Source organism: Microcella sp. (assembly GCF_019739195.1).
Classification (GTDB): Bacteria; Actinomycetota; Actinomycetes; order Actinomycetales; family Microbacteriaceae; genus Microcella.
In genome coordinates this window covers 603,288-615,797 of sequence record NZ_JAHHDS010000003.1, presented here as the reverse complement: position 1 = coordinate 615,797, position 12,510 = coordinate 603,288, and the positions used below count along the sequence as shown (strand labels likewise).

Annotated in this window: 13 protein-coding genes; 9 read left to right on the top strand and 4 right to left on the bottom strand. The window is 69.9% G+C overall.

What is annotated here, in order from left to right; genetic code table 11:
* Window positions 1-50: 50 nt before the first annotated feature.
* Window positions 51-983 (top strand): TIGR03619 family F420-dependent LLM class oxidoreductase, encoded by a 933-nt coding sequence (locus tag KL788_RS04695; protein ID WP_293168967.1) that lies wholly within the window; start codon window positions 51-53, stop codon window positions 981-983.
* 254 nt (window positions 984-1,237) lie between these two features.
* Complete coding sequence (locus KL788_RS04690; RefSeq protein ID WP_293168965.1) at window positions 1,238-1,939, top strand: DUF4240 domain-containing protein; 702 nt, start codon at window positions 1,238-1,240, stop codon at window positions 1,937-1,939.
* Between the two features lie 4 nt (window positions 1,940-1,943).
* Here the strand turns inward: KL788_RS04690 and KL788_RS04685 are convergent, their stop codons facing one another.
* Window positions 1,944-2,723 (bottom strand): ZIP family metal transporter, encoded by a 780-nt coding sequence (locus KL788_RS04685; RefSeq protein WP_293168963.1) that lies wholly within the window; start codon window positions 2,721-2,723, stop codon window positions 1,944-1,946.
* 146 nt (window positions 2,724-2,869) lie between these two features.
* Here KL788_RS04685 and KL788_RS04680 point away from each other — a divergent pair, with 146 nt between their 5' ends.
* Genes KL788_RS04680 through KL788_RS04670 form a run of 3 tightly spaced genes read left to right on the top strand, consistent with a single transcriptional unit; the run spans window position 2,870 to window position 5,966 of the window.
* Window positions 2,870-4,171 carry a CpaF family protein gene (locus KL788_RS04680; protein ID WP_293168961.1) on the top strand — a complete coding sequence of 434 codons (1,302 nt, stop codon included), beginning with the start codon at window positions 2,870-2,872 and terminating at the stop codon, window positions 4,169-4,171.
* Complete coding sequence (locus KL788_RS04675) at window positions 4,168-5,031, top strand: type II secretion system F family protein (protein WP_293168959.1); 864 nt, start codon at window positions 4,168-4,170, stop codon at window positions 5,029-5,031. The genes KL788_RS04680 and KL788_RS04675 overlap by 4 nt, the downstream gene beginning before the upstream one ends.
* A complete protein-coding gene (locus tag KL788_RS04670; protein ID WP_293173162.1) occupies window positions 5,028-5,966 on the top strand; it encodes a type II secretion system F family protein in 939 nt (312 codons plus the stop codon). The genes KL788_RS04675 and KL788_RS04670 overlap by 4 nt, the downstream gene beginning before the upstream one ends.
* Window positions 5,967-6,195: 229 nt before the next feature.
* On the opposite strand, the gene KL788_RS04665 is transcribed toward KL788_RS04670, so the two are convergent.
* Window positions 6,196-6,405 carry a hypothetical protein gene (locus KL788_RS04665; RefSeq protein WP_293168957.1) on the bottom strand — a complete coding sequence of 70 codons (210 nt, stop codon included), beginning with the start codon at window positions 6,403-6,405 and terminating at the stop codon, window positions 6,196-6,198.
* Window positions 6,406-6,546: 141 nt separating this feature from the next.
* Between KL788_RS04665 and KL788_RS04660 the strand changes: the two genes are divergently transcribed.
* The 4 genes from KL788_RS04660 to KL788_RS04645 are packed head-to-tail and all read left to right on the top strand — an operon-like array spanning window position 6,547 to window position 8,763.
* A complete protein-coding gene (locus KL788_RS04660; RefSeq protein ID WP_293168955.1) occupies window positions 6,547-7,467 on the top strand; it encodes a CPBP family intramembrane glutamic endopeptidase in 921 nt (306 codons plus the stop codon).
* Between the two features lie 58 nt (window positions 7,468-7,525).
* The gene (locus tag KL788_RS04655; RefSeq protein ID WP_293168954.1) at window positions 7,526-7,921 is read left to right on the top strand and encodes a transcriptional repressor; all 396 of its coding nucleotides are present in this window, start codon (window positions 7,526-7,528) and stop codon (window positions 7,919-7,921) included.
* A gap of 11 nt (window positions 7,922-7,932) precedes the next feature.
* On the top strand, window positions 7,933-8,169 hold the full coding sequence (locus KL788_RS04650; RefSeq protein WP_293168952.1) for a YgaP-like transmembrane domain: 237 nt from the start codon (window positions 7,933-7,935) through the stop codon (window positions 8,167-8,169).
* 51 nt (window positions 8,170-8,220) lie between these two features.
* Window positions 8,221-8,763, top strand: a complete 543-nt coding sequence (locus KL788_RS04645; protein ID WP_293168950.1) for a hypothetical protein — start codon at window positions 8,221-8,223, stop codon at window positions 8,761-8,763.
* Window positions 8,764-8,904: 141 nt separating this feature from the next.
* Here KL788_RS04645 and KL788_RS04640 read toward each other — a convergent pair whose 3' ends face one another.
* Window positions 8,905-10,521 carry a GTPase family protein gene (locus KL788_RS04640; RefSeq protein WP_293168948.1) on the bottom strand — a complete coding sequence of 539 codons (1,617 nt, stop codon included), beginning with the start codon at window positions 10,519-10,521 and terminating at the stop codon, window positions 8,905-8,907.
* Between the two features lie 28 nt (window positions 10,522-10,549).
* Window positions 10,550-12,307, bottom strand: coding sequence for a dynamin family protein (locus KL788_RS04635; protein WP_293168946.1), 1,758 nt, complete (start codon window positions 12,305-12,307; stop codon window positions 10,550-10,552).
* Between the last annotated feature and the right edge of the window lie 203 nt (window positions 12,308-12,510).

Here is a 12,510-nt window from a genome sequence, read left to right as displayed (position 1 = left end):
GGAGGGTCGTTCGTGAGCGAACGACTGTCGAGTGTGCGAGGAGGCATCGCGTGAGCATCCGCTGGGTCATGGTTCTCACCGAGAACGACGCGATCGTCGACCCGCGTGATCTCGGCGGGCTCGTCGAGTTGGCGGTCACGGCCGAGCGCTGCGGAGTCGACGCCGTGATGCTGAGCGACCACATCGCCCTCGGGCCTTCGGCCGGAGCGCACGGCGTGATGGAGAACCTGCGCGACTACGCCGCGCCCGGCAATCAAGACCCGGCGACCGCGTGGCCGAGCTCGATCGTGCTCATGTCGGCCATCGCGCAGGCGACGACGACGCTGCGAGTTGTCGCCGGGGCCATTGTCTTCCCACTCAGGCATCCTTTGCAGCTCGCGAAAGACCTCGGCACGCTCGACCTACTCTCGCAGGGCCGACTGGTCGTGCTGCCGACGGTGAGCTGGCATGAAGACGAGTACGCGGCGCTCGGGGTGCCCTTCCGGCGCCGCGGCGCGATTCTCGACGAGCAGCTCGACGTCGTCACGCGTGCCTGGCGAGAGTCGCCCGTGCGTCACGAGGGCGAGTTCTACCAGTTCGACGACGTGTGGCTCGAGCCGGGCCCGTTCCGGCCCGGTGGCCCGCCTCTCTGGTTCGGTGGCCAAGGCATGCATCCGCCGCTCGTGCGGCGCATCGTGCAGTACGGCTCTGGCCTCAACCCTTTTGGCACGCTCACGGCCGACGACCTGGCGGTGCTCGAGGCGGCCATGACCGAGGCCGGGCGCTCGATGAGCGAGCTCGAGCTTGTAGGGGGCATCCGGGGCCGCTTCGACGGGCCGGATGCTGTCGCCGACATCGACGAGGCCCTCGCCGCCCTGCCCCGACAGCTGGAGCAGGGCTACACGAGCATCTGCGTCAAACCGGCGATGTTCTGCCGCACGGTCGACGAGGTGCCCGAGCTGATCGCTCGGCTGATCGCGCGGGGCGACGAGCTCACCGCTTGACAAAGGCTGCCGCCAATCGGACCCTCGTTGAATTTCCGATCGGCGATGAGCGGTGAGCCCAAGCCGAGGCCTGGTACAACTCGCCTGCGGCTAGGCGTTTCTCCGCCTCGCACCAAAAGGCATCACGGCATGTAGACCTGACCATCCCGGAAATCCTTGTGGAGAACACTCGGCGTGTTTCCCTCGCCTCAACCAGCGCGCGCCGCGCTGGCCGCGAGGCGGCGGAATTGTTCGTCGTTGTACGCTCGGACTTCATGAGGAAGCATCGCGCTGCAGCCCTAACGCCGGCTCTCTTCTTGGCGTGTGCAGTGCTCATGTTGGCTGGGTGTATGCCGTTCGTGCCCATTTTCACCGACGACGTGGAAGCGGATCTCGGGCCGGGCCCCCCAGGCAACCTGCTTTTGCCCGGCGAAGCCATCATCTGCTCGACTCCGGCACCAGACGCGACGCCAGACTCAGCCGTTGCGATCGTCGAGGCGAACGCGATGCCCAGTGATGAGTTCTGGCAGTACATCGAGGTGCTTGACGGTACAAACTCGCCTGCCGGATTCACGCGGCTTGAGACGGAGCTCGCGAAGGCCGACCTCGACACCATCATCGCATTCGACGCGCGATTGACGCTTGCCCTTCACGCACTCGACTCGGATTGTCGCGCTGAGTGGTACCGACTCAACGAGCCCGCACAATTCGGATTCGTGAGCGACGACGTCTTCCTCTATGCACGAGCTGACACGATCTCGGCGGGGAAGGCGACGTGGGAGGAAGCCGTAAACACCCAAACACTGCCATGGGGCGGAGCAGACCCCCTTGCCGGAACAGGTGAGTTCTTGCTCTACGTGGGTGTCGGAGCAGCAGAGCGGCAGGGGATCACGTTCGACGAGTACTTCGCGCAGCTCTTGGAGCGAGTGCCGCTGAGCTATGAGACGGGCAGTAACCCTCTTGGCTGGGGCGGCTAGCCGCTCAGCCCAGCTGGTAGAGCGCGAACGCGAGCGCGAACCCGAGGGCGGCCCACAGCCCGGTGAACGATCGGTCGGCCGCGAACGCCTCGGGAATCATCGTGTTGGCCACCATCGCCAGAATGCCGCCCGCCGCGATCGTCGTGACGACCGCCACGACCTCGGGCCCGGCCTGGGCGAGCAGCGCGAAGCCGAGCATTGCGGCGAGCCCCGAGACGAGGGCGATGCCGCCCCACACTCCGAAGACGTAACGCGCGCTGCGCCCTTCGTGCTTCATGCCCGCCGCGCTCGAGAGCCCTTCTGGAATGTTCGACACGGCGACCGCGACTAGAATCGGGATGCTCACCGCTCCGCCCTGCGCGATCGACAACCCCAGCACGAGGCTTTCGGGCACCCCGTCGAGCAGCGCACCGATCGCGACAGCCAACCCGGCCCCTGTGCTCGCGGTCGCGGTCGCCGGTGCCGCATGCACGCCCGGCTCGCTCTGCACGGCGATAGATCTCTTGCGGGCCCGGGCGCCTCGTTGCGCGAGCGCGAGGTCGGCGAGCACGTAGACCACGGCGCCCGCGAGGAAGCCGCCCAGAGTCGGCAGCAGCCCACCCACCGCGTGCGCCTCGCCGACGAGTTCGAACGCGAGAGTCGAGATGAGCGCGCCTGCGCCGAACGCCATGACGCCGGCGACGGCTCCGGTCGGAACCCGCACGAACCAGCCGATCGCGGCGCCGATGACGAGAAAGCTCGCGGCACCGAGCCCCACGGCTCCGGCGGCGAGGGCGTCAAGCATGCGGGCCTCCAGGTCGTAGGGTGCTGCCCGAGAGGCAGTCGCCGCCCAGCCTAGAGCGGTGTGGGTTGCACTGCGGGCGCATCCGTCGCCCACTGCTTGTGGAGAGTCGCGCAAGCCCAGAGCTTGCGCTCAGCAGAATGGCGCGCATGCCGAGTGCCGTCAGCGTGATCACCGACCGCGTGCGCGAGCGGGTGCGCGCCGAGCGGCTCGACCTCAGCGCCGACCCGACCGCGGCCGAGCGTCTCGTGCGCGACGAGCTGCGGTCCTACGCCGAGCGCTCGCTCGCCGGCAGCCTGCCGAGCCTCGGCGACGAGCAGGCCGCGCTTGGCCGCGTGCTCGCCGACCTCACCGGCTACGGTCCGTTGCAGCCCTACTTCGACGATGCGGAGGTCGAGGAAATTTGGATCAACGCTCCCGACGCCATCTTCATTGCCCGGGCGGGCGTGACCGAGCGGGTGGATGCTCGCCTCACCGACGACCAGGTGCGCACGCTCGTCGAGCGCATGCTGCAGAGTACGGGCCGCCGCGTCGACTTGAGCAGCCCTTTCGTCGACGCGAGTCTGCCGGATGGTTCGCGGCTGCACGTGGTCATTCCCGATGTGACGCGGCGGCACTGGGCCGTCAACGTGCGCAAGTTCTCGCAGCGCATCGGCAGCCTCGAGCGTCTGGTCGAGCTCGGGTCGATGCCGACCCTCGCCGCGGAGTTTCTGCGCATGAGCGTGCTCGCCGGCTGCAACATACTCGTGAGCGGCGCGACGCACTCTGGCAAGACGACCCTGCTCGGCGCGATGCTCGCGAGCGCGCGCCCCGCCGACCGCATCGTCACGGTGGAAGAGACCTTCGAGCTCGATCTCTCGGCAGGCGACGTCGTCGCGATGCAGTGCCGCACGCCCAACCTCGAGGGCACGGGCGAGATCACTCTGCGGCGTCTGATCAAAGAGGCCCTGCGCATGCGCCCCGACCGCCTCGTGGTCGGCGAGGTGCGCGAAGCCGAGTCGCTCGACCTGCTGATCGCGCTCAACTCGGGGCTGCCGGGCATGTGCTCGATCCACGCGAACAGCGCGCGCGATGCCCTGGTCAAGCTCTCAACATTGCCCCTGCTGGCGGGCCGCAACATCGACTCGGGGTTTGTCGTGCCGACGGTCGCGAGCGCGATCGACCTCGTCGTTCACTGCGAGCTCGTGAAGGGCGGCCAGCGCCGGGTCGCCGAGATCGTCGCGCCGACCGGCGCAGTCACCGACGGCGTGATCGAGGCCGACACGCTGTTCAGGATGCTCGAGGGCGGTCTCACCCCGACCGGAGTCTTGCCGGCGCGCGCCGAGCGGTTCACCGGCGCCGGCTTTGACCCGGCGATGCTGCTGCGCCCCGAAACGCCCAGTGAGTCGGCGGCACCTCCTCGCGTGCCCCCAACAACCTCGGCTTCCGCTCACGAAGGTGCGCGCGCATGACCCTCGTCGCCGCCCTGCTGCTCGCCGCTGGTGTGCTGCTCGTCGCCTCGCCCTGGCTGTGGCCGCGTCGGGAGCGGCCCGCCCACACCCGCCGCGACCCCCTGGCCCCGCTCGCCGAGCTGCTCGCGCGAGCGGGAGTCAGCAGTGTCTCGCCCGTGGTGCTCGTCGCGATCATCCTCATGGCGGGTCTCGCTGGAGGAGCAGTGACGCTCATCCTCGTCCCCGTCGTGGCGCTCGCCCCGATCACGGCGGTCGTCGCGGCGGCGGTTCCGGTGCTGATCCTGCGCAGTCGCGCCGCCACGCGTCGCCGAGCCCTTCGCGCGGTCTGGCCCGACGTCGTCGACCACCTGCTCTCGGGCGTGCGCGCCGGGCTGAGCCTGCCGCAGGCGGTCGCTGCGCTCGCCGATTCCGCGCCCGAGGCGGTGCGGGGGCCGTTCCGCGAGTTCCGCCGCGACTACCTGCGCTCTGCGCAGTTCACCGAGAGCCTCGACGCGCTCAAGGCGAGCCTCGCCGACCCGGTCGCCGATCGCATCGTCGAGACGGTGCGCATGGCGCGCGAGGTCGGCGGCACCGAGCTGCCGAGCGTGCTGCGGTCGCTCTCGCACTATCTGCGGGCCGACGCGGCGGTGCGGTCAGAGGTCGACGCCCGTCAGTCGTGGGTTCGCACCGCGGCTCGACTCGGCGTCGTGGCCCCGTGGATCGTGCTGCTACTTCTGAGCACCCGCCCCGAAGCCGCGGCCGCCTACAACACCCCTGGTGGCGCCGCGCTCGTGGCGGGCGGACTCGCCGCGACCCTCGTCGCCTACCGCCTCATGATCGCGCTCGGGCGGTTGCCCGAAGAGGGCCGGTGGTTTCGATGACGCCCCTGCTCGCGGCCGGAACGCTCGCCGGCCTCACGCTCGGCGTCGGGCTCTGGCTGCTCGTCTCGACCATGCCCCGGCTCGGCCGCCCGCGCCTCGTCAACCGCCTCGCCCCCTACCTTGTCGACGTCTCGGCCGAGGCGCGCGCGATGACCGAAGCGCGGCGCATCGACCCGCTGCCGGTGCTCGGTGCCCTCGTGGCCCCCGCCGTCGAGTGGGCGCAGCGCGTGCTCGACACGGTCGTCGGCGGTGAAGAGGTCGTTCGTGTGCGACTGCGCCAGTCGGGTTCGGCGCTCACCGTCGCCGGCCATCGCACGCGGCAGCTGTTCGCCGCCCTGATCGGATCCGCGCTCGGAATCGTTGCCGCGATCGCCGCAGCTCGCAACGACGCCCCCTTCGTTCCAGTCGCGGTCGTCGCCATCGCTGCGGGTGCCGTGGGCGGCATCGCGGCGGCGGATGCCCTGCTCGCCCACTCCGCCCGCCGGCGCGCGGCGCGCATCGCCGAAGAGTTTCCGACGGTGGTCGAGTTTCTCGCCCTGAGCGTCGCGGCGGGGGAGAGCGTCCTGGATGCCCTGCGGCGCGTCGCCCGCACCGGTTCAGGCGAGCTGGCCGGAGAGATCGAGCGCGTCGTGCGTCGAGCCGCCGCCGGTCATCCTTTCGCGGCGGCACTCGCCGAGCTACGCGATGGCCTCGAGATTGCGGCCGTCGGCCGACTTGTTGATCAGATTCTCGCCGCCCTCGACCGCGGAACCCCGCTCGCGGAGGTGCTGCGCGCCCACGCCCTCGACGCGCGCGACGAGTCGAAGCGGCGGCTGCTCGAGGCTGCCGGTACGCGCGAGGTCGCGATGCTCGTGCCGCTGGTGTTCCTCATCCTGCCGGTGACGGTGCTCTTCGCCATCTGGCCAGGCCTGATGGTGCTACAGCTCGGCTTCTAGCGCCCATCGTCGCGATCAGGGTGGGGCGGGCGGAGTGTTCGTCTCGCCGTGCGCTGTCGACTCGTCGGCACCTTCGTTCGTTTCATCCTCGGTGTCTCGATCGTCGCTCAAGGGCAAGAAGTCTCCGGGCGTCTTCGGTTCTGGTGTGTCTTTCATCCCTCTACTGTGCCGAGAGCTCGAGCAGACCACGAGGCCTTGCGAAGTGGCGCCTGTTGCCCTAACGCGCCGATCAGTGAGGCCCGGGCGGCAGCTTCGCGACGCCGTGCCGGGCAGGCTTTTCGGGCTCGGCCGCTGTCGCATCCGTGACTGACGGGTGGTCGGCGCCATTGCTGTCGTCCCCCGGGTACGACTGCTCGGTCGTGCGCTCGTCGTCGGGCTCACGCTCGTCGCGCGGCGGCAGATGATCGGTCGGCTGCTTGCGTTCTGGTGTGTCGTTCATGACTTCACTCTCCTCTTGCATCACCCGATGCGCGAGGGGTTGCAGGCTCGGGCCCTTAGACCTATAGGCCCGGGAGCATCGCCGTGCGACTATGGCGCCACGCCGGAGGTGATCGCGGTCACCCGGCGTCGGGAGCAGGCCATGACCGTCGATTCGGCGAACGAGCTTCGAGTGGGGCGCACGGCGATCGCCCTCGCGTGGGCGGTGCTGCTGCTCGTCTCGCTACTGCCGCGGGTGTTTTTGCACGAGATACTCGGGTTCGAGGTTCCGTCGGCCACCTTCTCGATCGTCTCGGCGGCACTGCTCGCGCTCGCCCTCGCGGTCTCGGTCGTATGGCGGCCGTTGCGGCCGCTCGTGCCGTTCGTCATCCTGTTACTGGTGCTCGTCGCCGCCGAGTGGCTGGCCTTCACCGTCGTCGACCAGATGCCGGCCTACCGCGAGTGGCTCACCGACCCGTCGTTCGCCGTGTACATGCCCGCCGAGCAGTCGCTGCGCCTCATGGTGACGGCCATCATGATCGGGGCGCTGCTCGTGCTGCGCGGTCGGCCGTCCCGCTTCTTCCTCGTGCCGGGCGAGCTCGCAGCGCCGATGCGCCGCATCCGCTGGCTCGGGGTGAACGAGGGCACGCGATGGAGCCGCTTCGGCCCTCTCGCCGCCGTGGCGATCAGCGGCGGCACTCTCGTCTTCCTGCTGATCGCCGGTGCGCCCCCGGTCGATCTCGTGGTGCAGGCGGCGCCCTTCCTGCCGATCGTGCTGCTCTGCGCGGCGCTCAACGCGTTCAACGAAGAGGTCACCTACAAGGCCTCGTTCCTCTCGGTGCTCGAAGGCCCCGTCGGGCGCGGTCACGCCCTGTTCATGGTGGCCGCCTACTTCGGCATCGGCCACTACTACGGCGTGCCCTACGGTCTGGTCGGGGTAGTCATGGCGTTCGCCCTCGGATGGCTGCTCGGTCGCTCGATGCTCGAGACGCGCGGACTCTTCTGGGCGTGGTTCGTCCACTTCTGGCAAGACGTGCTGATCTTCGCGTTCCTCGCGATCGGCTCGATTCGGCCTGGAGGATGACGTGAAGAACTGGTGTTAATGATTAACTTAGATTAATAATTAACACTATAGTGATGGCATGCCCACCACCATCCAGACCGACACGGTTCTCACCGCGCTGCACCGGCTCGGGCACGCGACCAACCTCGAGTTGCATGAGGCGACCGCCGACCAGTTGCCGCAGCTCGGGCTGACCTCGCTGCACCGCATCACGGCCCGCATGGTCGAACGCGGAGAAATCCGCCTTGCGCCTTCAGACGGCCGCCAGGTCGTTCTCGATGCTCGCCCCGACGCGCACGACCACTTCGTGTGCACCGTGTGCGGCGGCATTCTCGACATCACCCTGCCCGACTCGACGATCGCCATGATCCAAGGGCAGTTGGGGCGCAACCTCGTGCGCGACGGCATCGTCGTGCGCGGCCGCTGCGAACGCTGCGGCCCACTCGGCGCGGGCAACTCCGCGCCATCGCAGTAAAGGAGACGCTCATGGCGTTCGCTCGTTTCATGTCTGGTCCACTCGGCCGCGGTCTGCGCATCGTCGCGGGCACGGCCCTCATCGTGCTGGGCATCGTGCTCGCCCTCGCAGGCGACACCGGGTCGCTCATCGGCGGCATCGCTCTCGTGGTGGTCGGCGGCGTGTTCTTCTACGCCGGCGCCGCCAACGTCTGCTTCATCGCCCCGCTGATCCGGGCACCGTTCCACGGGCGCGACGCGCGCGCCTAATCGACACAGACCGGGCGGGGTATCAGACGCCTCGCCCGGTAGCTTCTGTTTATGGCCGACTCCGCTCCTGCTATTCGTCGTGATCCGACGTGGCTAGCCACGGGAGTGCTGTGGACTCTCGGCGCCAGCATGGTCATGTGGCTCATGGCCATGGTCGCGGTGCCCCCAGGGCCGGCGTTTCTGATCCCGCTCGTGTTCGCCGGAACCGTCTTCGCCGCCATCGCTGGCGTGTGGTTCTCTCCGCAGCCCATCACGGCGCGCACGGCGACTCTGCCCGCAATCATGGGAGTGTTCGCCGGGCTCGCGCCCGTCGCCCTGGTCCTCTTCTTCCGGCTGTCAGTGGAGATGTGCACGGTCGTCAACGTCTTCGGTCTTCCGTGGTCGGAACCATGGCGCGACGTGGCGCATATCGGGTCTGGCATCGTCTGGTTCTTCTCGTGCCTGCTTATCGTTCTGGGGTTCGCACTCGATCGTGGCCTCCGTAGACCTGCGATTGCCATGATGGCGTGGAGCGCGATGGCGATCGTGCCTGCCTTCCTCCTGTTTTTCATCACCGTGTACGGTGACCCGGCGCCTGGTTGCGTCGTCACCTGATCACGGACACGACGTCTGCCGCACGAGCGCTCAATCGCAGCCACATGGCGCGGGGACCCGGCGGATCCGCTAGTTTCGCCCAGGTCATCGCTCTGTCAAAGCGGGCCGCCGGCTCGCGCAGGGAACCGTGGATCCTGCGTCTCAGCGCCGCGCTACCGCAAGCGCGGCGGTCACTGCCCGTGCGCGGTCGAGCTCGGCTGCGACGGGCGCGACGACATCGCGCTGCACGACCTCGTCGACGGATGCGAGCAACCGCCTGCGCGTGCGACGCCGGCGCGCGCCAGCGTTCAGGGCGCTGAGCGCGGCCGAAATGAGCCCGAGCAGCACCCCGACGAGCACGGCCGCGATGATCAGCAGCGTGGGGATCGCCCAGCCCTCGAGCGGCCCATCCTCAACGCGCGGAATGAGCAGAGCGGGCATCCCGAACGTCGGCAGCAGGGAGGCGCCGACGAGCCAGAGCGCACCGCCCACGCCGATCACGATCGCGAACCACTGCACGATGCCGACGATCACCCACCACCACGAGCCCTTCGCCGGCAGGGGAGTGCGCGCGATCGCCAGATCGAGGTCGGCGGGCAGCCGGTTGAGGGCGCCCTCGGCGGCGGTGCGCACCGCGGCCTTCCACGGGCCGGCAAGCCCCGAGGCGGCAATGTCGGCGAACGAGCGCACGGCGAGCGACAGCGTGGCCTGCGCCCCGGCACTCAGCAGCGGCATGCTCGTGCGGTGCACGTCGGGGTCGCTGTTCTTGTCAGAGCCGCGGCGCCGAGGCCCGAGCCCCAGGCGCGTCAGAGGGTCGGCCCGCAGTCGCCCGATCCACGAGACGAGCGGCCACCCGGTGACCTGTCCGGCACGCTTGCGGTACGAGCTGGCGACAGCGGTCGCAACGACGTCGACCCCGGCGGCGGTCCCCACCTCGTCACGAACGCGCACCGATGCACGAGCATCAAGGCGAGGCGCCGAGCCCGGGTCGTCGATGCGCGCGGCGAGGGTCTGCACGTCGGCGGTGAGGCGGGCATCCCGAGCCTTGCGCGCCGCAGCCAGATCGCCGATCGCCGCCCGCAGCGCGTCGATACCCTCGAGCGTGCGCGCACTCACGGAGAGCACGCGGGCGCGGGGCAGTCCGTCGCGCGACACGATCGACTGCAGCGATGCGACGACGGATGCTCGGTCAGAAGCCGCGAGCAGATCCACTTGGTTGAGCACGACGAGCGTGACCGCTGCGTGCTTGGCGTGCGGCGCGATGAACTGGGCGTGCAGCACGTCGTCGGCGTACTTCTGCGGGTCGACGACCCACAGCAGGGCATCCACTTGTCCGGCCAGCCGTTCGGCGATCGCGCGATTGCCCGCCTCGATCGAGTCGACGTCGGGCAGGTCGACGAGCACGAGCTTGCCCGCACGCGGGTCGACCGGCTCGGTGCGCTCGACGCGCTCGCGAATCTGCAGCCAGTCGAGCAGGTCGGCGGCTCCGGTGGCATCCCACGTGACGGCGAGGGCCTGCGAGGTCGTCGGGCGTCGCACGTGCGCCTTCGCCACCTCGTCGCCCACGAGCGCGTTGACGAGGCTCGACTTGCCCGACCCGGTCGCGCCGAAGACACCCACGACAGTGTGCTCGGGCGAGCGCGAGCGTCGCGCTTCGGCTTGCTGTAGCAGCGTCTTCGCCTCGTCGGCGATCGCGCTCGGGATGCGCCCGGCCCCCGCCTCGGTCACCTCGCGCAGAGCGGCGATGCGCTCGTCGAGGGTCGCCTTGGACGCGCTCATGGCGCGTCCCATCGGCTCAGCCTGGCGCTCACGCTTCCTCCGCCGCTCGCGCCACATCGCCGAGCAGCGCTTGCGACGCTCGCCGCAGCGCCTCGGGTGACGAGCCGAAACGCAGGGGCTCGATCGCCGTGCCGAGCCGGTCGGCCTCAGCGTCGAAAAGAGCCTCGAGCCGCCGTTGTAGGTCGAGCCGAGCCTCGGCAGCGAGCCGCCTCACGGCGTCTTCGCCGAAAATCGTCTCGAGCAGCTTCTGCCCGACCACGGCCGAGCCGCCCGCGATCGCAATCTCGCCGCCGGTGAGGCCACCGGTCGACGCAAACACCACGATCATGAGGGCTACGGTGACGACGTTGAGCCCGAGCGACAGCACGCGGGCGCGCACGCGCTTGTTGCGCGCGTTGTCGTGAATCAGCTGCATGAGCGCGCCCTGCCACTCGCGAATCATCGCGGATGCCTTCTCGCGCAACTCGGGGCTCTCGGCCGCGAGGTGAGGGTTGAGCTCGGCGACCATGCGGCCGGGAGCACTGCGCTCGAGGTCGGCCCACGCTGCCGCCGCGGCACGCCCGGCCTGGTCGATGATGACGGCCTGCAGCCCGGTCTCGATCTGCGTCTCGACCGCCACCACGGGGCTCGGCTTGCCGGTCACCCAGGCGGTGACGCTGTCGCGCGCGCGCGAGAACCACGATTCGACCTTGCGAAACAGGTCGGATGTTCCCACGAAGTCTTGCCACCGCGCGAGCACTTCGCCGCGCAACAGTGCGCCGTCGCTCGTCGCGGCATCGACGGCATCGATCGCGGCTTGGTAGTGCGCGTCGGCGGCGGCTTCGGCACCGTCGAGCCAGTCGAGTTGCTGCTGGCGAGCATCCGCGATGCGGGCCACGCGCCGATCGAGGTCCACGATCGCGCCGCTGAGGGTGCGCGCGGCGATGCGGGCTCGCGCCGCGCGGTCGCCGGCAATGCCCTCGAGCCATGCGCGCGGGCCGTCGACCGCGGTGGCGGGCAGCATGCCGAGCTCGTCGAGCGGCTGCTCGTCGATCGTGAAGACGGGGGCGTCTGCGAGGCCGCGGTCGGCGAGCATGGTGCGCAGGTCGGGCAGCACCTCGTCGGCGGCGCCCGGCGGCACTCGGTTGAGCACCACACCGACAGTGATCTGCCGGGCGGCGGCGCCCTCGAGGAGGCGCCAGGGCACGGCGTCGGCGTAGCGGTTGGCGGTCGTGACGAAGAGCCACAGGTCGGCGGCGGCGAGCAGTTGCGCCGCGAGGGCGCGGTTCTCGTCAGCAACCGAGTCGATGTCGGGCGCGTCGATGATCGCGAGCGAGCGCGGCACGGCTTCGTGCTCGAGCAGCATGAGCTCGCTGATGCGCGCGGCCTCGGGGGTGTCGCCTGCAGCGCTCGCGGCCGTGCCGGGGGCGCTCACTCGGCCGCGCACGCGCGCGAGCCCGGGCAGAATGCGGTCGCTCGCGAACCAGCCGGCATCGACGGGGGAGTGCACGAGAATCGGCTGCCGTGTCGTCGGGCGGATCACCCCCACGCGGGTCGTCGCGACCCCGAGCAGCGCGTTGACGATCGTCGACTTGCCTGAGCCCGTCGAGCCGCCCACGACCGCGAGCAGTGGAGCGTCGAGGTCGGCGAGCCTGGGGCGGATGTAGTCGTCGATCTGCCGCACGGCGGCGGCCGCGGCTTCGCGCTGCTCGACGATGCCGTCGAGGTGCAGGCTCAGTCCGACGTCGGCGAGCGAAGCCCGCAAGCGCTCGAGCGTCACAGTCGCGGGCGCTCGGGTGTCGGTCACGACTCAAGCATGCCCGCCGCGGCCCGGGTTGGCGAACCCTTGACGCGGCGGCGGATGCGTGTCGCTTCGCCCCGGTGGCCGATCCCGCGCGCGGCGTGTCGCGCCCCTCGGTCGGCGTGTCGCAGGAATCTCCGGGGCGAGCGGACACGCCCCACACGCGCACGCTGTGGAAAGCCCGCGACGCACGACGCCTGCCCGCGCCA

Bases quoted from the DNA above. Each gene is read 5' to 3' on its own strand.
- KL788_RS04675 (WP_293168959.1), top strand. From the start codon at position 4,168: ATGACCCTCGTCGCCGCCCTGCTGCTCGCCGCTGGTGTGCTGCTCGTC.
- KL788_RS04685 (WP_293168963.1), bottom strand. From the start codon at position 2,723: ATGCTTGACGCCCTCGCCGCCGGAGCCGTGGGGCTCGGTGCCGCGAGC.
- KL788_RS04655 (WP_293168954.1), top strand. From the start codon at position 7,526: ATGCCCACCACCATCCAGACCGACACGGTTCTCACCGCGCTGCACCGG.
- KL788_RS04650 (WP_293168952.1), top strand. From the start codon at position 7,933: ATGGCGTTCGCTCGTTTCATGTCTGGTCCACTCGGCCGCGGTCTGCGC.
- KL788_RS04680 (WP_293168961.1), top strand. From the start codon at position 2,870: ATGCCGAGTGCCGTCAGCGTGATCACCGACCGCGTGCGCGAGCGGGTG.
- KL788_RS04645 (WP_293168950.1), top strand. From the start codon at position 8,221: ATGGCCGACTCCGCTCCTGCTATTCGTCGTGATCCGACGTGGCTAGCC.
- KL788_RS04640 (WP_293168948.1), bottom strand. From the start codon at position 10,521: ATGAGCGCGTCCAAGGCGACCCTCGACGAGCGCATCGCCGCTCTGCGC.
- KL788_RS04660 (WP_293168955.1), top strand. From the start codon at position 6,547: ATGACCGTCGATTCGGCGAACGAGCTTCGAGTGGGGCGCACGGCGATC.
- KL788_RS04665 (WP_293168957.1), bottom strand. From the start codon at position 6,405: ATGAACGACACACCAGAACGCAAGCAGCCGACCGATCATCTGCCGCCG.
- KL788_RS04670 (WP_293173162.1), top strand. From the start codon at position 5,028: ATGACGCCCCTGCTCGCGGCCGGAACGCTCGCCGGCCTCACGCTCGGC.
- KL788_RS04690 (WP_293168965.1), top strand. From the start codon at position 1,238: ATGAGGAAGCATCGCGCTGCAGCCCTAACGCCGGCTCTCTTCTTGGCG.